A 26,870-nucleotide genomic window follows, 5' to 3' on the forward strand; every position below is an offset into this window, starting at 1 on the left:
ATAATGCGATGACTGTAAATACTCGGAAGCATGTGCTCGTGCTTGGCGATAATGCAAAGGCGCCTTACCATCCACTGATCAACATTCAAGAGGAACTCTCTGCCATTCTTGGCGAGGAACAATATGAAATCAGTTACACCGATAATTACAATACATTGGATGTCGATATTCTGCATGCCTGCGATCTGTTTATCTCCTACACGGACTGTTGGAGCTCACCAATTGAAACGGACCAAGCTGCTGCTTTGATGCAATATGTACATCAAGGAGGCAGTCTGCTGGTTATCCATAACGGAATCTCGCTTCAGTCCCGAGAGGAATGCGTCGAGCTCATCGGTGCGCGCTTCACCGGACATCCGGACTATCAAAGCCTTGAATTTCATTTCTCCGATACGGAGCATCCCGTCACAAGTGGCGTCGTCCCCTTCTTCCTTGAAGAAGAGCCGTACAGGTTCGAATTTCATCCGGCAAGCAGCGTCAGCGTGTTGATGGAATATGCAATGGAAGGTCAACGTTATCCGGCCGCTTGGACCGCTAACCGCGGTCGAGGCAGGTTGGTCTATCTGATGCCCGGGCATCATAAGCCCTCTTTCCTGCATCCGGCCTGCCGACAATTGATCCGCAACAGCTCGAATTGGCTGACAGATCAGCTCTAATACATTCATGCATTTGTGCCGGAGGGTATTTGACTCGCTCATGTAATCGATGGATCACAAGGCGAGCGATACTCTCCGGCTTATTTGATTACCCTACTCCCTATAACTCTCCGCTCCGCCTTACCCCCAAATAAGCCATGAATGAACCGAAACCAACGCTGACCAAAGCCAGTATCGACATGGACTGCAGGCTCTGATACAGGACATCGTTATTCATAACGACCATCCCCGAATTGGAGATGATAAACGAACTGATGATCAGCGCCGGCATCGTCTTGCGAAGCATACCGAAGAAGAGCGGTACGAGGGACAACCCGGCAGCGATAACCGCAATAATGATGATTCGCACTGCTTCCTCCCAGAGCCGATCTCTCGTTAACGGCTCGGTAATATAGTGATAATGGGAATTGGCAACCAACAGCGCACCTGAAACCACAAGATGTCCGATAATGACCGTCAGAAAAGTCCAGACGCCGATAATAATCAATTTAGCCACGAAGACCATGTTGCGTGACACCGGATATACGAACAGAATCGTCACCGTTTTGTTGCGATATTCATCAATGACCATTCTCGACATCAACACGGATGCGAAGATTACAAACGTAATGCCCACGTAATTCATAATGCTTTGAAAAGCGCGATCATACGAATCGACATCATTATTAGGGATATCGCTGCCTACCACCCAAAGCACCAGCATCAGAATCGTAACCACGGCAGAGAGCAGCAGTCCGCGCCATCGCGTCTTCTTAAGCTCCAGCTTGATCAGCTTCCATAACATGCCCGCTGCCTCCTTCGATCAATCCGAGGAAATACTCTTCCAGCGAACGCGACTTCTTGTTCAGCGACTCAACGCCGATGTCGTGCTGTACCAACAGTCGATTCAGCTCCACAGGTGTTACGCCGGAGTCATAGATGCGAATTGCCCCCTGCCCCATCACTTTATAGTTGGCGATGGACAGCTTGTCTTCCAGAACAAGCACCGCCTGCTTGCTGTCCGTGACCGTTACTTCCACGTATTCATTCTGCCTTTCTCTTACCCGCTCCATGGACACTTCTTCGATCAGCCGCCCATGATTGATTACGCCAATCGTATCCGCCAACTGCTCGATTTCCTGCAAAATATGACTGGAGATCAACAGCGTCATCCCATACTCCTTGCTGAGCATCCGAAACAGATCCCGCAGCTCCCTGATTCCTGACGGGTCCATGCCATTAACCGGCTCATCGAGGATGAGCAGCTCCGGTTTCGTGCATATCGCACGGGCAATCCCAAGTCGCTGTTTCATGCCAAGCGAGAAATGGTTGACCGGCTTTCTCCGATCAACATCGGATAACCCGGTCAGCTCCAGCGCGTTTACGATCGCAGCTTTGTCATAATAGCCCATGTACTCGCAGTGCAGCTCCAGATTGGCATGTGCAGACAGGTGGTCATAGAAGATGGGATATTCAATAATGCTGCCCATCCGTTTCATCCATTCATAGGACCCCGGTGTTTGCTTCTCGCCAAACAGCTCGATTTCGCCGCTTGTCGCCTGCACAAGTCCTGTCACCATACGCATGACGGTTGTTTTGCCGGCTCCGTTCGGTCCGAGAAATCCATAGATTTCCCCTTGCCGCACGCTCATGTTTACGCCTGAGATGACTTCTTTCTTCTTATAGGTCTTTGATAGCTGCTTCGTTTGCATGATTATGCTCATGCGTGTTTCCCCCTCCTTAGAAACGGACTTTCATGAATCGAATCGTGAAAACCGTCCTCTCATTCGGCACACTCTTAAGCGAAATTTCCGCTTCCATCAGCTCCGCAAGCCGTTTCGAAATCGTTAAACCGAGACCGCTTCCTTGGTGCGATTGATTTCTGGAATCCGACAACGTATACAGCCGGTCGAATACACTCGCTTGATCCTGCTGCCGAATTCCTTTCCCGCGATCCCATACCTCAATAAGCACATGATCTCCTTGCTCAACGATCGCAATTCCGACAATTCCGCCATCATGACCGTACCTTATGGCATTAGATAAGAGATTATGTAATACACGTCCAATCGCGTCTTCATTCCCATAGACATAAATCGGCTCCTCCGGAATATCAGCCTCCACTTGCAATCCCTGTGACTCAATTTCCTCATAATAGAACAGGATGCTGCTGCGACAGGAGCTGCTTAGGTTGATTTTGGACAACGGAACGGGTCGATCACCGGATTCCAGCCTAGCCAGATCGAAGAACTGATTCGTCAGATTGATGATATCGAGCGTTTTCTCATGAACCTTAAGGGAGAGTCTGCGTTGTTCGCCGGGATCATCCGCCGATGTCCCCCGCGCCATCGTCTCTGTCAATCCAAGTACGACCGTCAGCGGTGTCTTCAAATCATGCGACATGTTGGCGATCATTTTCTTCAGCGCATTCTCCATCCGGATGTAATCTGACTTTGTTTTCCGATTGGCATCAAGTAGTCGATTTACAGCAATAAGCAGCTCTTGAACCTGCCTGGCCTCCGTATGCCGAAGCACCTTCTCCGTGGAATCCTGATCGATAATGGCATTTAGTTTGTGCTGCACATAACGAAGATCATGAGTGAGAGCCCTTCCACGCTTGAGCAGCATAAGAACGAGCACAAGCAGAGCCAGCACAAGTCCGGCTAGAACGAGCACAAGATCAAGCATCATGCTGGAACTCCCCCATTTTGTAGCCGATCCCCCATACCGTCTTAATGTATTTCGGACTGGCGGGCTCGTCCTCGATCTTGTCCCGAAGGCGTGATATATGAACCTGGATCGCATTTACGTCGTTCAAATAATCATCATTCCACACCGCACGATAAATTTGTTCTTTCGAAAACGCACGTTTCGGATACGTCATCAACAGCTTCAGAATGAGCAGCTCTTTGGCCGTTAGATTAATGGGATGATCGCGTTTCATCACCAGATGCTCTTCGGTATGCAGCGTCAGCTCATGAACGCGAAGCACCTGCTGCTGTGCGGTAACCGATGCTGTACCTGCATATTGCGATGCTCTTCTCAGCGCCGCTTTCACCCTGGCAGTAAGTTCAATAAGCGAGAACGGCTTGGCCAAATAATCATCCGCTCCAAACCCGAGCCCGAGCGCCTTATCCACATCGCTGTCTTTGGCAGAGAGAATCAAGACCGGTACGGTGCTGCTTCCCCTCACGTGACGCAGTACTTCCATGCCATCGACGCCTGGCAGCATCAGATCAAGCAGGATGAGCTGATACGTTTCGTTAGTCAGCAGCCGAATTGCTTCTTCCCCATCTGCCGCATGGCGGATGACAAAGCCTTCCTTGGACAAATGCCGCTGAACCATATCTGCTATCGCGTAATCATCCTCTATGAGTAAAAGTTGACTTTGCATGCTGCTACCACCTTGGCTATTAGTTGCTACCAGTATACCGTTTTCTGCCAATCCATGAACAGTCAGAGCTGAATCGTCAGTTCGCGACATCCCGCTTCGCAAATACGCCCCATGCGAAAATACCGAATAAGGCCGTATAACCTGCCAGAATGAGCAGCGAGAAGATCAACGTCATATCGCTGAGGAACGGTCTACCCGCCGTATACGAATATAAATCCAGATTGGCAAACAGCAGATATTTGGTCCAGCCGAATGATTTCAGCATATAGGCAAGCTGCGGTCCGCTCAGCAGGAAGAAGATCGATACTCCGATCGCGACTGCGCTTGAGCGAAGAACGGATGAGATCATGAAAGCGAATGTCGCCATAACCACAAGCTCAACTCCGCCATAGGCTGCTGCTTTCAACAAGTTACCCAGAACACCTTCTGCAGGATCACCAGCTCCGAAACCGAACAATAAACCGCCGGTGATCAAAGCTGCAACCAACATGACTAGTGCGAGCGATAGTCCGAACAAGAGCATCGCTGCGTATTTGGCCAGTAAGATTTGCGAACGACTATAAGGTCGAATGAGCAGCAGCTTGATGGTACCGCCGGAGAATTCAGACGCGACGATGCCTGCCCCAACAATAATCGTACACAAGGTCACAATATCCATGAGGTTCGGAATCGCGGTTAAGACCAGATCGAGAAACTCCCATGCATCCTTTACTTGAATCTCCTGCTCGCTTGAATAGAAACAAAGCAGTCCCGCAGCAATTGCCATCACAGGAACGAGCAGAACCATGATCTTGGTCCCCATCCGCGTATAAAGCTTATGCAGTTCGTTAACGAGCAGTTTGCGTACTACTTGTTGCATGATTTTCGCCCTCCGTCAGCTGCATGTATTTCTCTTCTAAAGTTTGTGAATGGGTCAGATCCTCCAGCGCAAAGGTCGCGTGCAGTCGGCCATCCACCATGACGCCGAATCGATCACACAGCTGCTCCATCTCAGCGAGCAAATGTGACGAAACCATAACCGCGATGCCCTCTTCATGAGCAAGCTTACGAACGAGTCGCCTCATCTCGCGGATCCCTGCGGGATCAAGGCCGTTGGTCGGTTCATCGAGTATGAGTACGGCCGGCTTGTGCAGCAGCGCTTGCGCGATGCCTAGTCGTTGGCGCATGCCCAGCGAATAGGTTTTCACTTTGTCTTGGATGCGAGAAGGGAGTCCCACCAGTGCGACAACCTCCTCGATCCGTCTCAGCGTAATCCCATCGCCCATGCGGGCATATTGCATCAAATTCTGCAATCCTGTGAGATGCTTATACAGCTCAGGGTTCTCCACGATTGCGCCGACATGCCGAATCGCTTCCTTAAACTGACTTCGAATGCTGCTCCCGCCAATTCGGACATCGCCATCGCTCATGGCTATTAAGCCAACCATCATGCGAATCGTTGTCGTTTTGCCCGCTCCGTTAGGTCCGAGTAAACCAAACACTTCGCCGCGGTTTAGCTGAAAGTTAAGATGATGCACGATCGTTTTTCCGCGTATTTGCTTCGTTAGATTATGGACCTCAACAATAGGTTCGTTCATTGTGCAACCCCTCCATCACTCATTCATTGCTCTAATCGTAATGGAGAAACCATACCTGACCCTTTCCCAAATGTTACGAAAGTCTTTCGAAATGCTCCGCAAACGGCTGTACACAAACGAACCTATCACTCATACACTATCAGCAATATCAGAATGATCGTCCGAGAAGGAGTGTGAACGCTTGAAGCATCTGTCTCCGTCTGACCTCACATCCAGGTTCATACTGGAGAGTGATCCTTATGCCAGCGAAATCGTCTTCCCGCTTCCGAGCTCCTGGTGGAGCCGACCTTATGAATATCGGTGGTGCTCTGCTTTTGCCGAAGCCGATGACATTGTACTGGATGCCGCTTGCGGCATTTCACACCCCTTTAAGTTTTACTTGGCACGGCATTGCAAACAAACCTATGCCTGCGATTGGGACCCGCTTATAACCTCCTTTGACAACATCGTAGAAGGAGTCCGCACAGATATCGGCGATGAGGCAGCTAAGTTAATCGACTCGCAATTCCGCTCAAGAATCCATCTTCAGCAAGCAAGCCTGACTGAGCTTCCATACAGTGACCGCTTCTTTGACAGAATATTTTGCATCTCTGTGATGGAGCATTTAAGCCCATCAGACGCACTTCTTGCCATGCATGAATTTCATCGCACACTGAAAGATGACGGCGCAGTCGTAATTACACTGGATTACCCGACCGTCGATTTTGCATTCTTTCAAATGATCATGATGCTAACAGGTTTTGAATTTGTTGGCTCCATTGATACGACATTGCCGGCAAATGTCCTATACACCGAGCAATGGGGCGGCCTGAGTTGTTTCCGCGTGTTGCTGAAGAAGCGAAGAACATCTGAATAACAGAAGGCGACGCTTACCGCCATATACGCGGTGAACGTCGCCTTAATCGTTGCCATTCTAACTCTTCAACACCTCTGTAAAGTAAGCTTTATTGTACAGGATAGCAGGATGATCCGGATGATAGGAATAAGCAATTTCATTGTGTCGGTTTCCAGCCTCCAGCAACCCCAGACGGTCATAGCATAAACTAAGCTGCAAATGAGGGAGCCATGTGCAATACGTGTTCCATAGTTCAAACGGCATATCTTTGTCGCTCATGTTCGCGGCAGCCGTGTAAGCCTCGATCGCTTGCTGCCATTCCTTCCGTTCCACATGTACGGCTCCGAGCTGGCAATAACAGTCTGGCTGCGGAAGTCCTCCTAATTCAAGCGCACGGCGCAGCGTCTTAACTTGATTATCGGTTTCCCCTAATTTCTCCCAGCAAGCTGCAAGGCTCTTGGCCGCGCCGAGCATCTGCTCGGGTAATCCGAGCTTCTCATCCAAATAAGCCTCATATTGCACGCAAGCCAGATCATAACATTCTTGCTGCTGCAGCCAATGCGCATTCCCTAATCGGTCGCGCATCGTTCGATACCCATTTGCCGCAAAAGCTTCCAATCCAGTCAAATTCGCCTCTCGATAGATGTGATACGCCGGATAATGAGTATCTACATACAAAGGAAAGCCCATGGCTGCTGCCCGAATACAGAAATGTCGATCTTCGCCCCAGAAATTCAGATTAGGTATTTTGGCAAATCGAAGCCCCGCGCTAAGAGCATGCCGACTGATCAACGTGCATGCGCCCAAACCACCTACCTCATATACACCAGGTACCCAAAGTCGCTCTATAAACTGCTGCGTGCGGGCCGTAATTTCGGTTGGCAGCAAATGTTCCTCTCGCTTCTTATCGTAAAGGATGTATTCATCCGACAACCACACCTGAGGAAGCTCCATCCCGCTTCGATCCCACTTCGTCCAGAAGACATTGGAGATCACATCCCGCTGTGCCAGGACAAGCTGTTCCAACGTGCCGGGATGCAGGACGAGATCGGAATCGATCAGGAAGATGTAATCGAACTGTTGCTCGATCGCCTTTCGGATCATATAGTCCTTCATGTCTGCGACCTTCCAAATCAAATCTTCTTTCCAATAATGGGTATTCTCGTCCTTATGATAGAAATGAACTCGGGCGTCCGGGAAAGTGAGATTCGAGTAACGCAGAAGCTCGGTGTTCCCTGCCGTCTGTTGAAACTGCTGCAAGAGGAGGCCGGAGGCCGGATCCTGGTTATCGTCGATAAACAAATACGAAACGATGAGTTCGCTCTTCGCAAGTGTCATCAACGATTCCAAGAAGGGTTCCAAGATAATCCTGACCTGATTGACGGGACTTGCGATCAGCACGCGCTTCTTGCTCAACAAAGTCACTCTCCTTAATCCGTCCATTCCTTAAGCGGAGGTGCCTGGTCGAGAATGGAATCATATTGCTCTCTCCACCCATAACGGGCATCGGGATCAAGCTGCATATATCTATTGTATTTGTTTTGTCGATCTTCCGGAGTCGCCCAGCCGTAATGCTTCAACCTCGCTTCGTGGATGCCGAAAGGAAATTCGAGTACATTGAGAGGGAAGCGGCCACAGTGCTGCGGTGTTTCCTTCCATCTGTAATCGATGTCCGGCCGATATCGAACCAGGAACGGACGATAGAAGAGGTGAGCCTGCCAGCAGCTGTCTTCCCTGTAATGAGTTTCACTCCACATATCGTATAAGCGGAACCCAAACGTATCGACCACATGCTGATTCACCATGGCCGGCACATAATCACGCATATTCGTTTCGAAGATTTCATCGGCGTCCAGATTAAGAATCCACTCTGGATTCGTAGCCACCGTTTCTTGCCATTGCTGTTTGCGAAGCTCGATCTCGTTGCTAAACTCCGAACGTTGGTTGCTCACAATTCTGAGCGGTAAGCCCGCCAGCATTTCCATACAAATCGCAACGGTCTCATCGTCGCTGCAGTCATCGATAATGACGGCTGCATCTATAAACTCACGATGCTGCAAGAGCGCTCTGCGAAGATAACGTCCTGCTTCGTTTCGCACAACCATAGAGAGTGTTATCCTCCCCAGTCTATCTGTCATTTGCCACTACCTCCTTCGCTTAAGACGTCCCGCCGAGCTTGCGAACATCCTTAAAATAATCGCGATTATACAATAAACTCGGATGTGACGGATTGTAACGCAGCGCAGTCTCATTATGAGCAAATGCAGCCTCATACTGCCCTAGCCTGTCATAACACAAACAGAGCTGCAGATGCGGGAACCAAGTCGAGGTTGCGTTGTTCACCATTCCCATCGTCGCGGGCTGAGTGACTTCCGTTGCTTGGCGGTACCAGAAGATCGCGGTTTCGTATTGTTTCTCCTCGAGAAAATAAGCTCCAAGTGCACAGGACACATCGGGTCGTGGACGTTCGTATAGGAGCGCGCGAGTGAGGGAATGGAACTGCAGTTCCTTGTTTGCCAGTCGTTGATAACATTCCGACATCTTGAGGCATGCCTGGATGTTGTCTTCTATCCATCCTTGGCCGGAACTTAGCATCTTGTCATAATAAACGACGGCCTCTGCATCCATGCGATGGTCACGAAGCTCATTGGCATAGTAATACAAATCGCGAATGGAGAAATCCTCGCCGGCCTTCTGACGCTTCTGATAGATTTGCAGATTCCGATCGGTGTATGTTTTCTCTTTCTTATGCGTGATACAAACATCACTATCCAGTACCGGCCCCCAAGCATTCAAATACTCATGAACAGGTCCAATCCACTGAAATTGGCATTCCCTTCGGACAAGTCGATTGCGCCTTAAACTGGACGTTACGTTGCCTGCATGATCAAATCCAAGATTGTAGGGCATCGTCACTCTGTCAACAGCGGTCGTAAGTGCTTGCTTCAGAAGCTTAAAGCGGATCCGATCTTCTTCTTCGATGGTGTCATCGGCATCCAGCCATAATATATAATCCTTCGTTGCTGTCTGAAAGGCGAAGTTGCGCGCAGCAGCGAAGTCATCTATCCAACCAAAATCATAAATATTGTCCGTATACTTCCGTGCAATTTGTTTCGTACGGTCAATGGATCCGGTATCAATGATGTTAATCTCATCGACAATATCATGAATGGTTAATAGGCATCGTTCCAATGCCAACTCTTCGTCACGCACGATCATGCAAAGGCTTATCGTAACCATATGTCCGCGCTGCTTCCCCCTTTAATCAGCCAAGGTAGCTTCTTCAATCCTTTCTTATATCTATGCTTCTCTCCCGGCAGTTGCAAGGGCGATCGTATGGACATATTAAAAGACACCTCGACCATCCTTTACTAGGATCGAGATGCCTTATTGCAAACCATATATTTAGTTCGGACTGAATCCGATATCCGAAATTTGGCCGTTTGGCATGAAGCCGATGTTTCGATATACCTTGTTAGCGCTGGGATTACGTAAATCGGCATACAGCATCGGAGTTAAATTCTCCTGTAATAACTGCTCGGTGACGGCAGCAACAACCGCACTTGCGTAACCTTTCTTCCGCAGCCGCAGCGGCGTGAATACAGCGTTAATACGACCGTGTCTCCGCGAACGATGAGCTATATTAGCCATAGAAACCGCTTCACCATCAACGCGCCACAAATACAGCTTGCGCGAAGCAACCAACCCCCGAGCTGACTCCAGCTGGCTCTCCGGATCGACTGTTCTTCCGTGTGCGTCCTCCGAGAATCCGGCCAGATATTGCGCAATCACTTCAACATCTTGCAGCGTCGCGACACTCGCATCCCCTCTCACATTCGAGGGCTTGTTCACCTGAGGACAATGATAAGCCTCCATCGTCATTTGAGTCGAGTGACGCAAGTTGTTCGCCCTTGAATATTCCACGGCAAAAGGATACGCCGTCTGCGGAGCACCGGATATGCCTGGCAGCGAATGGCCATCCAGATGATTAACCAGCTCTTGAAGCATCCGCTTCTCCTCATCCCCTGCCAGCGACCTTGCCATCCATAACCAACCGTTCTGTCCCGGCGATTGCGCAAACAGCAGCTGACCATTATCGGATCGAATACATATGGAATCTTTTATCTCTGTAATCCGATGAAGCAGATTGTACCGGACTTCATCGTGAATAAACGGTATTGTCTCTAAATCGTTATGATGTTGACCCCATCGCACAAACATGTTTGACCTCCTTGACGAGATTAATGTTGCGGTACTGCGCGCAGCTTCCTATCTGTCAGAACACCGAACTTCCTGTTTGCTTCACCTACTATTTACATTCGTGCTTGAATCTGGATTTTCCTTTGTCGTTTTCGCTTCTCTTTCCTGACAACACAACACCAAACAAGCAACAGCTGCTTCTGAGCAGCTGTTGCTTGTTTGGGTTCTCGCGATTTCGTCACAACTACGTAACACTTAAGACTCTTCCGGTTTCTCCGTATCGTCGTCCTCGTCTGTAGCTTCCTTCTCTTCTTGGGCCAATTCGTCTTCGTCTTCGGATTCCACAGGTGCCTCTACTTCTTTATTCTTAGACGGCTGGTCGAATATGATCGTCCGAATAGTTGAAGGATCCGGTCTGTCCTGATCGTATAGACGGATATAGATTTGCTCGATCTCCTCGCCGGTCAGATCTTCTTGACTCAGCAGCTGCTCCGCGATTGCATGCACAAAATCAGTATGGTCCGATACGAGCTTCTTCACCTGATTCATCATATCCTTGAGCAGCTCGTTGATTTTCGGTCGCAGGGATCTAAGCGCATCCGCTTGCGAACCGACAGCCAGGAAGCTGAACAACTCATCGCCCATACCAACCGCTCCGAGATAGGCACCTGCCATATTCGTAGCCTGCTGCAAATCGGAAGTGACGCCATTTAGCTTCTTGCCTAAGAACAGCTCTTCAACCGCCCTGGCAGCCAAACAGACTTGAATACTCGCCAAGATTTCACTGTCGCTTCGATTATACCGCTCGTGCGTCGGCTTGGTGGCAGCAAGACCGAGCGCATTGCCGCGCCGAACGATCGTTACTTTCCATACCCGATCATGCGGCTTCAACAAATACTGGGCAACCGCATGACCCGCCTCATGGTAAGCCACGTTTCGTTTCTCATCGGGACGCATGGATCGCAGCGGCTGTTTAAGTCCCCACTCATACGTCTCCATGGCAACGCGGAAATCCGGATATTCGGCGACAAAGACACCGCGCTGATGAGCGATGACGACAGCTTCATTGACGATATGCTTAATTTGAGCCGGGCTGTAACCGATCGTATCCAATGCGGCCTTCTCCGGCGTCAGGGAGGAATCATGCTTTACTTTCTTGAGATAGTATTGGAAGACGTCCACACGGCCGTCATAATCCGGCGTATCGATCCATAGCTGTCTGTCGAACCGCCCCGGCCTCAGCAGTGCGGAGTCGAGCACATCCGGCAAGTTCGTCGCGGCGACCGTAAGCACGGCCGGTCGATCCGCTTTCTTGCGGCGCAGCCCGAGCATACGCATCATCTTCGCAATTCTCGTATTATCGATATTCGGCGGATCCATCTGAAGGAGCAGCTCATTAAGCAGGCCTGAACCGCCGCCCATCCCCATCATCCCGCCCATTGCACCTGCGCCACCTTGGCGTTTCATACCGATGGCGTCAATTTCGTCGATGAAGATAATACAGGCGCCGTACATTTTGGCAAGCTTCCTAGCCTTCTTGTAAATGCGCATGACTTTGAGGTTACCGACCCCAAAGAACATATTCTGGAAGCTCGGCGCTGACGCGTAGGCGAAGGGAACCTGAGCTTCATTCGCAATAACTTGTGCCAAGTAGGATTTACCTGTACCCGGAGGCCCGCATAGCAAGAATCCCCGGATCGCCTCTCCTCCCATCTCCTTGAACTCTTTAACCCCTTTGAGCAGGATTACAATCCGCTTTGCATTCTCTACGATTTCGGGATTCCCCCTGTAATCATCCCAGGTGGCACCGGTCTCACCGGGCAGAATCCAATACGTTCGCCCCCTCGCGAGAAACCAGAACAGTGCTGCGAATTGAATAATCATGAACATCATGGCAAATAACAGCTGGAATAGGAGACTGACTATGCTCAGTGTAATCCCCCATACTTGGGGCCCTCCTGACCACACCAACACGCCAATGATGACGATGACGGTGAGCCTTATGAGGAATTTGCGCCACTTGATCCACTGATAACTCCTCATGGCTACACTTCCTTTTCACACGAAATGTGCTCGCTCGTATTTATTGCGATACTCATTTTTACTTAGTAATATTTGAAAATATGCGTGGGATCGAGAGAAGAAAGTCCCTTGCAAGCATCTGTAATATAAATGAAATACTAGAAAACCTCACATCTCCAAATAGAACGGGAACGCTAAAATAAGCTAATATTGACATATATACAAAACCCCCTATCCGCTTATGGATAGGGGGTTTATGCGGTTCGTATCCTCGTAGACTTGGCTACTGTTTCCGGAAGCTAACAAGCCAGTGTATACCGAAATCAACAAGCTCGCGCTGCGACATCAGTTTCACCTCAGCTTCTCCCAGGAGAGCCGACTTCATAGAGAGGCCGGCATGTGCTTCGAACGCTGCGCCTAGCTCAGTGAAGTCATCCGAATTGACGTTAATATCCCGGAATGTCACCCATTCTCTGGTGCCTTCCACTTGAATCGGTGCTCCTTGCGTAATTTCGCTCTTGCCCGGATAGCTTGACCGGTACTCGCTTAAATGAAGCGAAGTATTATTGCCATGGCCTACCCCAAGCAGCAGCACGAATGCTTCGCATGCATAGAGTTTGCCAAGCGGAGAGTGTTCGCCAAGGCCGAATTCGAGCGAATGTCCTTCCGTAATAAACGCTGCCTTCGGCCCTCGCGCGGCGAAAGAAACTTGCGGATGCCGGCTGCGGAGCGTTCCATTCTGTTTGCGGAAGCATTCTGCCAGCTGGCCCATCCCGCTTGTTACCGTAAGATCCGGCGAGAATGCAGGCATTTCATTCCTTATGATAGGCCACCAATCCTGCGGTACCGGGGGATTGGCCCATAACGCAGGATCGGATAAATCACTGCTATGCGTCGGCATAACCAGCGTACCTTCTTCGCCGATGGCATCCTCTAATCCCAGTAAGACAGCTTCAGCGCCGCCGACAATCCAGCGGTTAAATGATTTCAGCGAGGAGTGAAGGAGTAACGTCATTCCCGGTTGTACGCCTAATTGTCTCATCGCTGCAGCGATGGACGTCCGAGTCAGCGGAAGCTCCGATTCATTAATGACCATGACTGCCTTCTTCTTCTTCTACATCGCGAATAAATTGACGAACCACTTGCAAGTAGGCATCCGTTTCTTCCAAATAGCCCATATGCGAGCTTTCCTCGAATACATGCAGCTTCGCTCCCGGGACGAGAGATTGATAATACTGCGTTGCCTCCGGAGTCGCTTCATCGTATCGGCCGCAAAGGAACAATGTCGGCGCATTGATTTCATGCAGCTGTGCCGTGACATCGTAGGTCTTCAAGCTGCCGGTCGGACAAAATTCGGATGGTCCCCACATGGACAGATAGACTTCTTTGTTCCCTTTCGGTCTGCTCTCCGCCATAATGTCCGGCCAAGGATCAAGTCTGCATACATGCCGATTGTAATAGGCTTTAATGGCTTCCCCATAGGCTTCGGAATCAGTTGTCCCTTCCGCCTCATGCGCTTCAATAGCTTGCCGCATTTCTTCCGGCAGCTGTGCAAGCAAACGGTCCGCATCTTGTTTCCAACGAAGCGCGCTCAAGCAAGGGCTGGACAATATCAAGCTTCGGATTCCTGTCGGTCTCCGCTCTATACAATAAGAGGATGCCAGCATCGTACCCCAGGAATGCCCAAGTACATGCACATCATCCAGATGGAGCGCTTCGCGAATGCAAGCAAGCTCTTCTACGAACCGATCGGTATGCCATAATGACGGGTCCTCAGGATGATCCGAATTACCGGAGCCCAGCTGATCATAGAAAATAACCGGACGCTCATCCGCTAACGCACTTAACGCCGATTTTAAGGGATCATGTACATTTCCGGGCCCGCCATGGAGCACTAAGAGCGGTGTTTTACCCGTATTGCCTACTTGCACATACCAGACTTTCCCACCGGGTACTTCAATATATCCTTCTTTCGTGATCACAATGATTTCCTCCTACATCTCACATCTATTAGATCCTACCTGATTGAAGAGGAATTCTGCAACACTGCAACTACATGATATTAAGTCCGCTGAGCGTCTTGCTGCACAATCGGTTTCATAATATCCATATATACGTTGCCGCCGGAGAGGATCGGTTCATATAAATCAAGGCCTCTTGTTACGGCAAAGGTAGCATTTCCGAATCGATCGAATTGTGCACCATGACAGGGACAATTAAAGTACGTCGATTTGTCCTTCGCCGCATTGATCTGCGCAGCTGTAGCCGGCTCAATCGTACACCCGAGATGCGAGCAGGCAGGCGACATGATCCGCAGCATGCCTTGATCATCAATTGCAACATAGACAACTCCGTTCACCGGCTTGGAGTTCCAAGCATCGTCGTAGATGGCGCTGTAATTGATTTTCACCACGTCATTTAATGACATTAACCAATTATGATCACCGAGCAGCGCATAGCTCTGCGGCAAACCTTCATTACCATTCCCACGGTGCTTAATCGCTCCGTAATAGAACAAGCCGCTCGTTCCTGCCAGTGCGCCAACGACTCCAATGGCGAGCTTGCCTGTAGTGCCGATAAATGCTCTGCGCGATATTTGATTAGGTCTGATCTCGTCCATAACAATCACCTCCACTTCTTCCATAATACCCCACACATCTATGAAAAAGAAGAACAGGATTACGATGTAAGTATCGGCCCCTATTGCTCGAACCGATTCTCAAACGCTAATCCTGTCCATGGAATGATTAATGCAATTAATTATCTAAGACGTTCTCCCATAATTCCAGCTCTACGACCGTATTCACTTCGTCCGGGAGCGAGGCACCGGTGAAGCTAATGAATGCATCATGCGGATATTCCCAAGCATTCCAAGGCGTTTCTACTTTGATCTCCGTGCCGTCTGCGAGCAGGCGTGCGCGCTTGATTTTGCCATTCAAGCCACGGAAGTTAATCGGTCCCATGCCACGATCATAAATATGCGCATACAGGTAGTTGCCATTCTGCGTATAGCGGCCCCATTCGGGCTTCTCCAGCTTGGCAGGCCCGCAGCCATACAGGCTGGCGCCATTGTCATCCATCCATTGGCCGACTTCGGCCAGAATTTCTAGGGATTGCCGCGGAATTTCGCCTTTGGCATTCGGACCGACATTAAGCAGCAGGTTGCCGCCTTTACTTACGCATTCGACCAGCCCGCGAATGACGGTCTTAGGCGATTTGTAGTTGTTGTCCCCCGCGCAATACCCCCAGTGATCATTCAACGTAATGCACGCTTCCCAAGGCAGCGGTTCGCCGGCTTCATTCACGACGCCTTCCGGCGGGAGCAGCTGTTCCGGACTCATAAAATCGCCTGCATACACTTCAGGTTCGGCCGATTTCTTATCGCCGCCAAGCCGATTATCGATTACGATGTCCGGCTGCAGGCTGCGCATCATCCGCACGAGCTCTGTAGCTTTCCATTTCTCGCCGGTCATGTCATCGTAGGAGAAGTCGAACCACATCACATCAATCGTCCCGTAATTCGTAAGCAATTCCTTCACTTGTCCGTGCATGTATGTCAGATAACGGTCGAATTCAATCCGATGATTCCGATAGTCTTCGTGATCGCGCATCGGATGAATTTTGTCCCCAAAGTGCGGATAATCTTCATGATGCCAATCGATAATGGAATAATAGAGCCCTACGCGCAGCCCCTCTTCACGGAATGCTTCAATATATTCGCGGATCAGATCTCTGCCTGCCGGAGTATGGGCAGCTTTGTATTCTGTCAGCTTACTGTCGAACAAGCAGAAGCCGTCATGGTGCTTTGCCGTCATAACCGCGTACTTCATCCCTGCTGCTTTTGCAGCTTTGGCCCATGCTTTCGGATTATATTTAACTGGGTTAAATTCTTCGAAGAACGGCTCGTAATCGGCTACAGACAGTTTCTCCAAACTGCGCACCCACTCGCCGCGCGCCGGAATCGCGTAGAGTCCCCAGTGGATAAACAGGCCGAAGCGATCGTCCATAAACCATTTCATATGTGGTGCCGCGTTGCTTGTCATTTCCATTCGTCCTCTCGTCATGATCTATGGTCAGCATTATTAAAATGATCAAATATCTCCGTAAATCGTCCATCACAGCCTACATGAACGAACGATAACGGCCGTATGCCGCGTGACCAAACCACAGAATCCGCATCGAACGAATACTCGCCAGCATCGGCTCCTGTTAACAAGGGGTCAGCAAACGCGTTACCTTCAATCTCCTTCAGCTCATGTTCATGGATCGCCTTATAATGAAAAAACCGCTTGAAACGTCTCGATTGATTCCGACTGAACAACATATTGTTCCGGAAGGAAACGATCCCATCCGACGTGGAGAACGTGCTCATATAGGGATGCGAGTCATATTCCTCCGAGATTAAACCTTCCGGATTCCCCTGCGGGGAATGAATTTCGATCGCGTCAGCCATGAGAATATTCCGTTCGAACCTTGTGCCGGACGAATTTAATACCGATACCACCTGCAGCCCTTGATCCATAAAAATATTGTTCTCGAAGCTGCAATCTCGCGTCATATGACTGAGCATAGGCACACCGAGATTAACGGCCAAATTGTCTTGCACGGAACAATTCGTACATTTCTCATCTAAGTAATAGGCATATCTACGAACCTTCTCCGAGGCGTTATACGCTGCAAAAACCGCATTTCCGCTAACTGTCACATGATCGCTGTACCAACAGATATATATGGCTGAGCCGTCTTTCATAAATTGCATCGTGTTATACAGCAAATTGCCGCTGATCACCGTATTCGGACTGCTGCTGGCGATCCCGCTATAAGGCGTATTGTAGATCTCGTTATGGACAAGGGTATGATTCGTTCCGTCGCTATTAACGGCGATTGAACTCTGATAAGTAAGCCCGATATCATGAATCCTTGATCGCTCCAGTCGAACCCCTTCACCTTTCCACTTGATGCCTCCCGCTCCGGTGTGATGAATGTGGCACTCGTTCAGGTGAATCTCTTTACCGCTAAGATTGAACGCCCATCCGCCTGTATTCCGCACGGTTACACGATCGAATACGATCTTCTGCACTTCTTCGCCGTGGATGGCGGCGCTCACGGAGATTGCCCCAAAGCCTCCTGCCGATAACGGCGTTGCCGCACAAGCGAAGGTTAGTCCTTCCAAGCGAACATCTTGAGTTCCTGGTTCCAGATAGAGGATATGCTCCTTCGAAGGGACAATCAGCTGGATGCGATCCGCCTCCTCACCGGGCAGCGGCCAGTAGACTAGCTTCTCGTTCGATCGATCTAAGTACCATTGTCCCGGCTGCTTCAAGCCCTCGCGCACATTCCAAACCACATAGGTTCTTGCGTTGGCATTACGTTCGTAGAACGCACCCGGCGGATGACCCGGCGCAGCTAAGAACTGAATGTCAGTTTCATCGCCTTCGGACCGAATACTCGCAACACCGACAAGCGACTCATCCCATTCATGATAAATGGTCAGTTCTGCATTACGCGTATCGAGCCAGTCTGAGACATCCTCTCGTTTCACGCGCAATGACATCATTTCGTCCTCCCTCGGCGGTCGCTTCCAACCACCGGCGAAGGTCGACAGCCATTCTACTTTAAACTCGTTCAAATGACGGAATGCACCCTGCTCCGGCAGTCGCGAGCGCTGTCGGTAACTTCCATCCACTTCAATGAGGCGGAAATCCAACTCCCGATTATGCACGCCGGCAAGCGGTGTCGTGAGCCAATCTCCTTCCCGCTGCCAGGATGTCACTGGAGCACCGCCGAACAGAATCGGGCTCTCCTCCGGATAGGCGACAAGTTGAAGTCCCGCATCTTCGTTAGTAAGCGACAAGCTGACGTCGTAATAATGTCCGCCGCGAACGACAATGCGTTTTGCAGCAGCTGCTGTTGCTGCTTCATCGAACTTCTTTGCCCTAGTGCGATTCAGCGCTTCGCCAAGCGTAGCTACCGGCCGCGCCTCCGTACCGGGATTGGAGTCCAGCCCATTCGTTGCCACATAAATAGAGTCAATGGTCACTCCGAATTCACCCCTTGTGCGCTTCTAACTGCTCGAATTGCAGCTTTACGCTGCTCCAGTCGCCAGCTTCGCCAAACACCAGCGACGTGTTCTGCGGATTTAACCCGAGCTCCTCGAAGATAATCAGCTCATTATCCGCCTTCATCCAGCTCCTTGGTAAATAATAACGATCCTGCGTGCCGCCATAAGCCCACAACCGGCCGACATTATGTCCGTTTAAGAAAATTTGTCCTTTCTGCAGCTCCCCAATCTGAAGGTAAACGGGTCGATCCCCTTCCGGCAGCTTGAATTGCGTTTGCAGATAGGCCGGTTTCAATGCCCGGCCTTTCCGAGCAACCCTGTTACCGACCGGAAGCAGCACGACAAGTCCTTCTTCTTCCTTGGCCTGCCCGTTCATGAGCTGCGAAGCCGAGAAGTCCCCGCTTTCCTCCCAAGGCTTCCACTGCCAGTTGGATAGTTGACCTGATTGAGGCGCCACATAGACAGCCAAATTCTCCTTCACGGCATCTGGCACATTCTCCGCGTAATGTATCCGGACTTTGAGGCTGCCGCCGACTTCCGATGGCACGGGAATCTGCCACGTGATCCAGCGCTTGATTTGGGAAAACATCGTCCACGGCGAGTCCGGATAAGATAATGGCAGTACTTCCTCGCCATTCACCGTCACCCATGCCTTCACGCCATGAATCATAATGAAAGCTTGCTGATCGGACTGAAGTGAAAGGTCGAATTCAATTGCCGGAAGCGGCTCTTGTTCGCGATAGAAGCGGTTATATAAGAAATGGAAGGCTTGTGCGGACATCGGCTGCGGGCTCACTTCACGGAATGTCTCGATCTGAACCCTGCGCGATCCAACAACCACCGGCCCTTGAATACCGACTGCAATGGGCACGTCGTAATTGTGACCGAGATCATCGGACAAGAAGACGAATCGGTTTACCCCCCTCTTCAGCGTTACCGTAATTTCTTCGAACGCCCAATCCGCAGGATGACCGTATTCGTCTCTCATGCGCACAGACCGGCGCTCGGCATGAACGCCGCATAGTTGACCATTCACGAATACCGTTGCTCGGGTTGGCGTATGACTGAGCAGCATGGTCTCCACGCCGTCTGTGTCCCACTCCAGCTCTGCACTGTACCAGAGATACCCTTGAACGACACCTAAATCCTCATGGGATCGAGGCTTATCGAGTGCAGTCCAACCGGCTGCTTCTCCCCTTGTATGCAGTTCAGGACAAGGCGCTATTTGCCACGAATGAAGCTCTGGCAAGGTGATTTGCAGGGCTTTATGTTGGAAATTGCGACTAACCGGCATTCCGTTCGCATCGAGATAAACCACCTCCGGCGTTCCGTCACTTACCCGAATATCTAACGAACCATCCTGCTGCAGCTCAGCTGCATAATCGGGTCCGAAGACAATCTGATCTTCGACGATCCAGCATTTTCTGGCCATTTCTTCATCAACAACGATGATCGTAATGCCGTCTATTGCCGTATGCTGTACCTTCCGCCGTTTTACGGACAAGTCGTACTCGATCCCGTTCACGCTTATTACACCATCTGTCCCAGCCGGACCGTACAATAGAATGGTTTTCCTCGATTCATTGCAAGCCAGCAGGCATAGACTGCTGTAATTAATCGTTACGCCACCGGTAGTTCCAAACAGCTGCAGCTCCACCGGAAGAACCGCGGCAGCGACCTCCCCAAGATGAATGTTCAGCTGCTTCCCGGCTTTGGTCGTAACCAGAAGCTCGCGCCTCGCATCAGCTGTCGACACAAACGCAAGCGAGCCTTTCTCGCTCTCGCGAACAATTAGTCGCACGCCTTCCTCGCTTGTCATACCGCCGCGATCCTGAAGCTCCATGCTATCCATGATGTATTCGCTGAAATGCGCGATAAACAAATTAGCCGGCCGCACCGCATAATATTTGTCCGTCAGCTTCCCGCCTTCTCCTACTGGGTAGCCGGAGGCATACGAGGTAGCAATGTTGTTACCGCCCCAGAACCCGAAGTTCGTTCCGCCCTCGAACATGTAATAACAAACCTGAGTGGCAGATGACGTATACTCATACACCGCTCGTGCCAGATCGAGCCGATTCGGCCAGTCGCTGACTTGATTGCCCCAATAAATCGGAGCACCGCACCAGAACTCGGTCGTAATCAATGGCGCGTTCGGCTGCTTGCTCTTTAGGTCGTACACCGGCTCAACCTCAACATGATGGTTGTAAGTCAGAATCATACTTTCATCGATTAGCTGATCGGCTGCTTCCGTGGAATCATTGATTTTAACGGTTGTTGGGGTGGCGCCATGTACATTACAGGCCAGAATCGGAATATTGATGCCATGTCCATAGTAGATTTCATTTATCTTGTAGAGATAACGACGCATGGATTCATCCCAGCCGCCCGGATATTCATTCTCGTTCTGAATGGTAATGACAGGACCGCCACGCGTAATCTGGCGTTCGCTAATGATCGGAATGAGCTGATCGAACCAGCTTTCAACGGCAGCCATATAGACAGGATCGTCCTCGCGGAACCGCAGAACCGGATTCGCGCACAGCCATGCCGGTATTCCGCCGCCATCCCATTCACTGCAAATATATGGACCGGGCCGCAGCATGGCATACATGCCCAGCTCCCCAATGAGGTCAATGTATGCGGCAAGATCCTTATCGCCCGCGAAATCCACCTGACCTTCCTTCTCTTCATGAAAATTCCATGCCACATACGTGCATATCGTATTCAACCCGGCACGCTTGGCCCGTAGTAATACCTCTCTCCATTCCCTTCGAGGATGACGGAAATAATGGATTTCACCGCCTATAACCCAGATCCGCTCGCCGTCCTTCATAAATGATTTGCCGTCATACGTCAGCTTCATCCCTACACCTCTATCTTCAATAGTCATGGAATCCCACTCTCACACTTTCGAGTATACGAGCCGGAGGCAGGACCAAATATGAAGTAATCTACGATTTTTGGACGAATTCCCCGCAACTCTATCGAAAAAGCGGCTAGCGCACGAATGCACTAACCGCTCTCCCTATCGTTACTGCGAGATCTGAATTTTATCGAAAGAAGCCACGCCGGAATACCACATGTTGGAGACAAAAGAAAGCTGTGAAACGCTGGTTGCTGCTGCCATTGTAGGCACATTCGTTAGTACAGACGTTCCGTTGATCGACAGATTAAACGTTCCTCCAGTTAAATTCACGACGAGACGAACATCGTACCATTGGTTCGCCGCATAGGTCATCGTTGTATCCGTCCAAGCGATGCTTGAACTGACATAGCCGAACTTCCCGTTCTCGCGGAAGGCGAACTGCACGATCGGTGTTCCGCTGCTATTCAACAGGATCGGGCCGGAGAGGAGCGCATTGGTTTGATTCGCTTTCATCCGCGTATCGATCGTGACCGTTCCCGACGTGGAGGTGAACGTCTTCACGGCGCTGACATCCGCGACCCCGTAGTTCGATTGCGTCAAGGTTAACGCACGATTCGTCGTATTCGCTCCGTCAGCAACCTGCTGTACCGATGCTGCGCCGCCGGAAGTGGCAACCGTCCACCCGGCAGGCATTTGCCCAATCGTTGTGGCATCAAAGAACTCCGAGAAGATGTTTGTTTTGGCATTTACCGAACCGCTGGCCGCTGACAGATTGGTTGCGGCATCGTACGCTTTGACCGTATACGTGTAGGTTGTATTCGCCGTCAATCCGCTGTCCGTATAGCTGGTACCGGAAGCGGTGCCCACTTCGACGCCATTTCGGTAAACCTTGTAGCCGGTCACGCCAACATTATCGGTCGATGCCGTCCACGTGAGCGAAGCGGTTGTTGCAGTCACCGAAGCTGCGGTCAATCCGGTTGGAGCTGTCGGCGCTTGTGTATCGCCGGACCCGCCGCCGGTACCGACTTGGATATTATCGTAAGAAACCGTTCCCGTATACCACATGTTAGATGAGAAATTAATTGACGACAGATTACTGGATGAAGCCATTACAGGCACATTCGTTAATACAGACGTGCCGTTAATCGTCAGACTGTACGTTCCCGCGGGCAGATTCACCACGATATGAACGTCGTACCATTGATTCGCCGCGTACGTCATCGTCGTGTCTGTCCATGCCATGCTTGAACTAACGTAAGCGAATTTCCCGTTATCTCGGAAGCCGAGCTGCACGATCGGAGTTCCGCTGCTGTTCATCAAGACGGGGCTGGCAGTGAGAGCGTTCGTCTGATTCGCCTTCATCCGCGTATCAATCGTTACGGTTCCTGTCGCGGCTGTGAAAGACTTTGTGGCGCTGACATCCGCCACGCCATAGCTCCCTGCCGATTGCGTTAAAGTCAAGGCGCGATTCGTTGTATTGGCTCCGTCCGCGACTTGTTGAACGGACACCGCACCGCCTGTAGCGTTGATCGTCCAGCCGGCAGGTACTTGCCCGATTGTCGTGCTTTCGAAATTTTCCGAATAGCCGCTGGAACCGCTGGCAGAAGTTGTAGCAGAAACCGAGTTGCTGGCCGCTGATAAATTGGTTGCGGCATCGATGGCTTTTACCGTATACGTATAGGTCGTGCTTGCCGATAATCCACTATCCGTGAAGCTGGTTCCGGTTGGCGTGCCCACTTGCGCGCCGTTACGGTAAACTCGGTATCCCGTTACACCTACATTATCCGTGGATGCCGTCCACGTCAGCGATGCGGTAGTATCGGTAACTGATGCTACAGCCAGGCTCGTTGGCGCACTAGGAGCGGTCGTGTCGCTGCCCGATAGCGCAGTCGTCGCGGACAGCATGACATCGTCGACGAAAGCATAACCGCCGGTTGTAGGCTTAAGCCCATAAATCGTCGCACTCGTATTAGCGGCACCGGTTGTAAAGGTAAACGTCTTATTCACCCACGCTGTCGTGGTGTTCTCTTGGTAGGTGTCGCTGCCGCCGTAATTCTTGACGCCTAGTCGGACGGTTTGCCCAGATGTTCCGGCCCGCAGATATCCTGAAAGCTCATAGGTCGTATTTGGCGTCAAGCCCGTAATCGTCTGCTCGATTCCATCCGCCCCCGAACCCAAGCTGGCACCGGTCTCATAGCTGAATCTACTCGATACCTTGCCTCCGGAATAATCATAGGCAGGCTGCGCAGTCTGTGAATTTGTCTTTGTCCAGCCATATAAACTATCCATCACCGGATGATGCATCCGATTCATATCTAAGCTGCCGTTTACGACCAGATTCTTGTAATCCGTGTCCGCAAGCTGATAGACAGGACTTGGCGGACTGGCAAAATTGACGCCGGCCGTCCAGGCTGTGCCGCCGTATTCATAAGCCCCCGCATCCGGTGCAGTACCGGTATATCCATCCGTGATTCCTCTGATCGCAAGCCCTATATCTTTGGCGCCTGAACCAGATTGCAGCTGGAAATTATTCGTCGCCGTATTCACGTATAGCGGTGAACCGGAAGTCATATTGTTGCTGAAAACCGCTCCAATGGCGGAAGCGCCCGTGCCGAACTCTTGCAGCGCTATGTTGTTGGCAATCCGATCCTTGTAAGCATCAATGCCGTAAGTCGGTTCCGAAATCCGGATACCGGAGAAGTTATGCGTCGTGTTGTTATAGACCATGACATAGTCGGAGAGATGATTGACGATAACGCCGACCCAGGACAAATTCCATGTCACGTTCTTATAGATTAAGGCGTTGGCCGATGATTCATCCAAGTAGATCCCGCCGGTCCATCCTCCCGAACCATTGGCATCCGCATTCGCACGGCTGACGGAATCATGCCAGTAATTATGATGAATCTCGGAGTTCCCGAGATCATTATGGGCCGTATACAGCATCGCGGTATCCTTGGCAAAATAGTTCCCGTGATGAAAATCGTTATATTGGATAACCGTAGCGAAGAATTCACCGCCAATAAGCGATCTTCCTGAATTGTAAACCGTATTATGGCTGATCAGGTGGCCTCTGCCGGTAATATCGACGACAGAGTTAAAGACGATCGGACCATACGTTCCGTCATGGATCGAGTTATTAATGAGCTTGTTGCTATCGCCCTCGATTGTCACGATAGCACCGGATGAATATTGCAGCTCGCTATTCTTCAACGTATTGTTCGTTCCGCAAAGACAGACACCTGCCGAATAGGTAATGGCGCGGTTGAACTCCGATACGTATTTGGCATTGATGCCGTCGATGACATTGTTCGAACCGTCTGTCGTATCAATAGCCGCTGCGAACAGCTTCACGTTCTTGATGACGATATTGGATTTGCCCGTCAGGTCGAAAGCCAAATTCCTCGCTTTATACTCTACCGTATGGGATGCCGGGCTGTTGCTGGCCGTTGTGCGCAAGTACAGCTGACCGGCTGTTCTGTCATAATTCCATTCCCCCGGATAATCGAGCGCGGCAAGCTTGCCCATGATAAAATATTCCGCTGCTCCATATCCCCAGTTGGACAAATCGATTACGCTGCCGGGAGGCATTTCCTTGCGGAACACGAGATATGCCGTACCCGCACTTGTCAGCTTCACATCTGCAGAGTAGATGAAATCTTTGGCCGTGGTTGTGGACTCATACCACGCGGTTGTTCCTGAAGTTTGAGGCTGCGTGTAGCCAAACAATGTAGCTCCGCTTGGCTTCCAGTAGCCGGAAGCTTCCGGTGCGTACCAGCCTTTGATGTTACTGGTGAAAGACGCTGCCTCCCGGCCAGTCGCTTGATTCGGATCTTGACTTGTAATGGTTGCGTTAACATTTGTAAACTCCGCCTTCGCTGCAGTCGATGAACTGCTCGATTCCACGCCTAAGCCGAAGCTTCCTTCCTTCAAATTCGTATCCGTCGCTGTGATGACTGGCGATGCTCCATTATTCAGATAGACATTAATGGAGCTTCCGGAGGTCGTAACCTTCAGGTTGTAAGTGGTGTTCTGAGCAATTGTGACATTGTAGGAGCCTAATACGGCCCCGCCTACGCCAAGCAGTTTGAGTGTATTATCATAGGTGGAAAATTTAAGGCTGTATGCATTTTGCGAGGTTTTGAGATTCAGATTGCCAGGAGTATAAGTGGTTGCCAGCGCGTTACTGAAGTTCCATTCGCCGGAATCCTCCACGAAGACAGAAGCGTTATCCCAATAGCCCGCAGCTTGTGTCAGATTGGTGGAATCGACGAGCAGTCCACGGTTTGAGGTGTTGTTATACTGATAGAGGGCTGGGTCGTACAGGTTGCCGACGGCTGTGTTCGGGGATCGAGCCAAGTTGTTGGCTATCCCATCGACGTACACCGAATCCAGGTAGTCGCCCATCGGCAGCGAGGCACTTGCCTTATAAATACTACCGGAGTGAACCGACCACGAGCCGGTTACGAGATTCGCGCCGCTGATCGTGACATCTGCTCCGGTATCGGGCTGGAACGTAATTTCATTGCCCGGTGTGCCCGAATTCGTCGGTTTGACCGTTTCGCGATAGACGCCGGTACGGATCTTGGCTGTATCACCTGCTGTCATGATGCTTGCCGCTTTGCTGATCGTTTTCCACGGACTGCCCGTGCTGCCTGTTCCGGTTGTGTCGTTGCCATTCACGCCATCGACATAGTACGTGTTGCCTGCTGCGGATACCTTCTGCGGGGCTGCCGTAACATAACCGGTCAACAGCAAAGCCGCAATCAGAAGATATGAGATCAACCTTCTCTTCATCAATTACACCCTTCCTCCTAAAAAATTGTATCTCAAACCCCTCAGATGGCGGACTTGAAATCAGCCGAGCCGATGCCTACACTTGAAGCTACCTACCTCCTATGACTTAAGAAGCTATGAAGGACGTATAAAGAAGCGAGTATCGTCGACTTTATGAAGTGATTATCGTCGTTCGACAACTCAAATTGAAAGCGCTTTCTTATACAGATAAAGTATAGCGTTTCAGCGCTGGTTGGTGAAATGAAGATTTCTACTGTTTTTGGACAGTTGAATTGAACCACGGCAGCCATTTACCGCACCTAAGGTTCGTTAGATTATCTGAACCCAGCAATCCGGCCTATAAACTCCCCTCGGTTCGTTAGATCTTCTGAACCCAGCAATCCAGCCTATAAACTCCCCCACGTTTCGTTTTGATTCTCGCGGGAACCGCTGACGAACCGTGTGTGGTGACTTCATTTGGCGGTTAGCATACGGTTTGGAGCC

Annotated in this window: 18 protein-coding genes and 2 pseudogenes; 2 read left to right on the forward strand and 18 right to left on the reverse strand. The window is 50.6% G+C overall.

The annotated features are described in order from the left end of the window. Positions 1-8: 8 nt before the first annotated feature. Positions 9-656, forward strand: a complete 648-nt coding sequence (locus tag AC0YN4_RS05240) for a ThuA domain-containing protein (RefSeq protein WP_475835343.1) — start codon at positions 9-11, stop codon at positions 654-656. A gap of 100 nt (positions 657-756) precedes the next feature. Here the strand turns inward: AC0YN4_RS05240 and AC0YN4_RS05245 are convergent, their stop codons facing one another. The 6 genes and pseudogenes from AC0YN4_RS05245 to AC0YN4_RS05270 all read right to left on the reverse strand — a co-directional run. After that, positions 757-1,440: an ABC transporter permease gene (locus AC0YN4_RS05245; RefSeq protein WP_475779714.1), complete on the reverse strand. Its 684-nt coding sequence runs from the start codon at positions 1,438-1,440 to the stop codon at positions 757-759. Next, positions 1,409-2,359 carry an ATP-binding cassette domain-containing protein gene (locus tag AC0YN4_RS05250; protein ID WP_475779713.1) on the reverse strand — a complete coding sequence of 317 codons (951 nt, stop codon included), beginning with the start codon at positions 2,357-2,359 and terminating at the stop codon, positions 1,409-1,411. Before AC0YN4_RS05250 ends, AC0YN4_RS05245 begins: the two co-directional genes overlap by 32 nt. Before the next feature lie 16 nt (positions 2,360-2,375). Beyond that, positions 2,376-3,326 (reverse strand): sensor histidine kinase, encoded by a 951-nt coding sequence (locus tag AC0YN4_RS05255; protein WP_475779712.1) that lies wholly within the window; start codon positions 3,324-3,326, stop codon positions 2,376-2,378. After that, entirely contained in the window at positions 3,316-4,029 is a 714-nt protein-coding gene (locus AC0YN4_RS05260; protein WP_475779711.1) for a response regulator transcription factor, read from the reverse strand. Before AC0YN4_RS05260 ends, AC0YN4_RS05255 begins: the two co-directional genes overlap by 11 nt. Before the next feature lie 76 nt (positions 4,030-4,105). After that, a pseudogene (locus AC0YN4_RS05265) lies at positions 4,106-4,807 on the reverse strand (ABC transporter permease); the annotation flags it as partial. A 163-nt stretch (positions 4,808-4,970) separates the two neighbouring features. Beyond that, a pseudogene (locus tag AC0YN4_RS05270) lies at positions 4,971-5,606 on the reverse strand (ABC transporter ATP-binding protein); the annotation flags it as partial. A gap of 181 nt (positions 5,607-5,787) precedes the next feature. Between AC0YN4_RS05270 and AC0YN4_RS05275 the strand changes: the two are divergent. Beyond that, positions 5,788-6,462 carry a class I SAM-dependent methyltransferase gene (locus tag AC0YN4_RS05275; protein ID WP_475835344.1) on the forward strand — a complete coding sequence of 225 codons (675 nt, stop codon included), beginning with the start codon at positions 5,788-5,790 and terminating at the stop codon, positions 6,460-6,462. 57 nt (positions 6,463-6,519) lie between these two features. On the opposite strand, the gene AC0YN4_RS05280 is transcribed toward AC0YN4_RS05275, so the two are convergent. The 12 genes from AC0YN4_RS05280 to AC0YN4_RS05335 form a co-directional block, all read right to left on the reverse strand. Further along, positions 6,520-7,857, reverse strand: a complete 1,338-nt coding sequence (locus AC0YN4_RS05280) for a hypothetical protein (protein WP_475835345.1) — start codon at positions 7,855-7,857, stop codon at positions 6,520-6,522. 14 nt (positions 7,858-7,871) lie between these two features. Further along, on the reverse strand, positions 7,872-8,579 hold the full coding sequence (locus AC0YN4_RS05285; protein ID WP_475835346.1) for a glycosyltransferase family 2 protein: 708 nt from the start codon (positions 8,577-8,579) through the stop codon (positions 7,872-7,874). A gap of 19 nt (positions 8,580-8,598) precedes the next feature. Then, positions 8,599-9,681 carry a tetratricopeptide repeat-containing glycosyltransferase family 2 protein gene (locus AC0YN4_RS05290; protein ID WP_475835347.1) on the reverse strand — a complete coding sequence of 361 codons (1,083 nt, stop codon included), beginning with the start codon at positions 9,679-9,681 and terminating at the stop codon, positions 8,599-8,601. A gap of 165 nt (positions 9,682-9,846) precedes the next feature. Continuing rightward, positions 9,847-10,662 carry a GNAT family N-acetyltransferase gene (locus tag AC0YN4_RS05295; RefSeq protein ID WP_475835348.1) on the reverse strand — a complete coding sequence of 272 codons (816 nt, stop codon included), beginning with the start codon at positions 10,660-10,662 and terminating at the stop codon, positions 9,847-9,849. 234 nt (positions 10,663-10,896) lie between these two features. Further along, positions 10,897-12,684, reverse strand: a complete 1,788-nt coding sequence (locus AC0YN4_RS05300) for an AAA family ATPase (RefSeq protein ID WP_475779705.1) — start codon at positions 12,682-12,684, stop codon at positions 10,897-10,899. Between the two features lie 262 nt (positions 12,685-12,946). Then, a complete protein-coding gene (locus AC0YN4_RS05305; RefSeq protein WP_475779704.1) occupies positions 12,947-13,759 on the reverse strand; it encodes an AAC(3) family N-acetyltransferase in 813 nt (270 codons plus the stop codon). Further along, the gene (locus AC0YN4_RS05310) at positions 13,749-14,645 is read right to left on the reverse strand and encodes a proline iminopeptidase-family hydrolase (RefSeq protein WP_475835349.1); all 897 of its coding nucleotides are present in this window, start codon (positions 14,643-14,645) and stop codon (positions 13,749-13,751) included. Before AC0YN4_RS05310 ends, AC0YN4_RS05305 begins: the two co-directional genes overlap by 11 nt. Before the next feature lie 80 nt (positions 14,646-14,725). Further along, the gene (locus tag AC0YN4_RS05315; RefSeq protein WP_475779702.1) at positions 14,726-15,283 is read right to left on the reverse strand and encodes a QcrA and Rieske domain-containing protein; all 558 of its coding nucleotides are present in this window, start codon (positions 15,281-15,283) and stop codon (positions 14,726-14,728) included. A 136-nt stretch (positions 15,284-15,419) separates the two neighbouring features. Beyond that, the gene (locus AC0YN4_RS05320; protein WP_475835350.1) at positions 15,420-16,727 is read right to left on the reverse strand and encodes an alpha-L-fucosidase; all 1,308 of its coding nucleotides are present in this window, start codon (positions 16,725-16,727) and stop codon (positions 15,420-15,422) included. Then, positions 16,724-18,703, reverse strand: a complete 1,980-nt coding sequence (locus tag AC0YN4_RS05325) for a right-handed parallel beta-helix repeat-containing protein (protein ID WP_475835351.1) — start codon at positions 18,701-18,703, stop codon at positions 16,724-16,726. The genes AC0YN4_RS05320 and AC0YN4_RS05325 overlap by 4 nt, the downstream gene beginning before the upstream one ends. 7 nt (positions 18,704-18,710) lie before the next feature. After that, positions 18,711-21,614: a beta-galactosidase gene (locus tag AC0YN4_RS05330; RefSeq protein WP_475835352.1), complete on the reverse strand. Its 2,904-nt coding sequence runs from the start codon at positions 21,612-21,614 to the stop codon at positions 18,711-18,713. 141 nt (positions 21,615-21,755) lie between these two features. Then, positions 21,756-26,387 (reverse strand): fibronectin type III domain-containing protein, encoded by a 4,632-nt coding sequence (locus AC0YN4_RS05335; RefSeq protein WP_475835353.1) that lies wholly within the window; start codon positions 26,385-26,387, stop codon positions 21,756-21,758. Between the last annotated feature and the right edge of the window lie 483 nt (positions 26,388-26,870).

Source organism: Paenibacillus sp. J22R3, assembly GCF_056269305.1.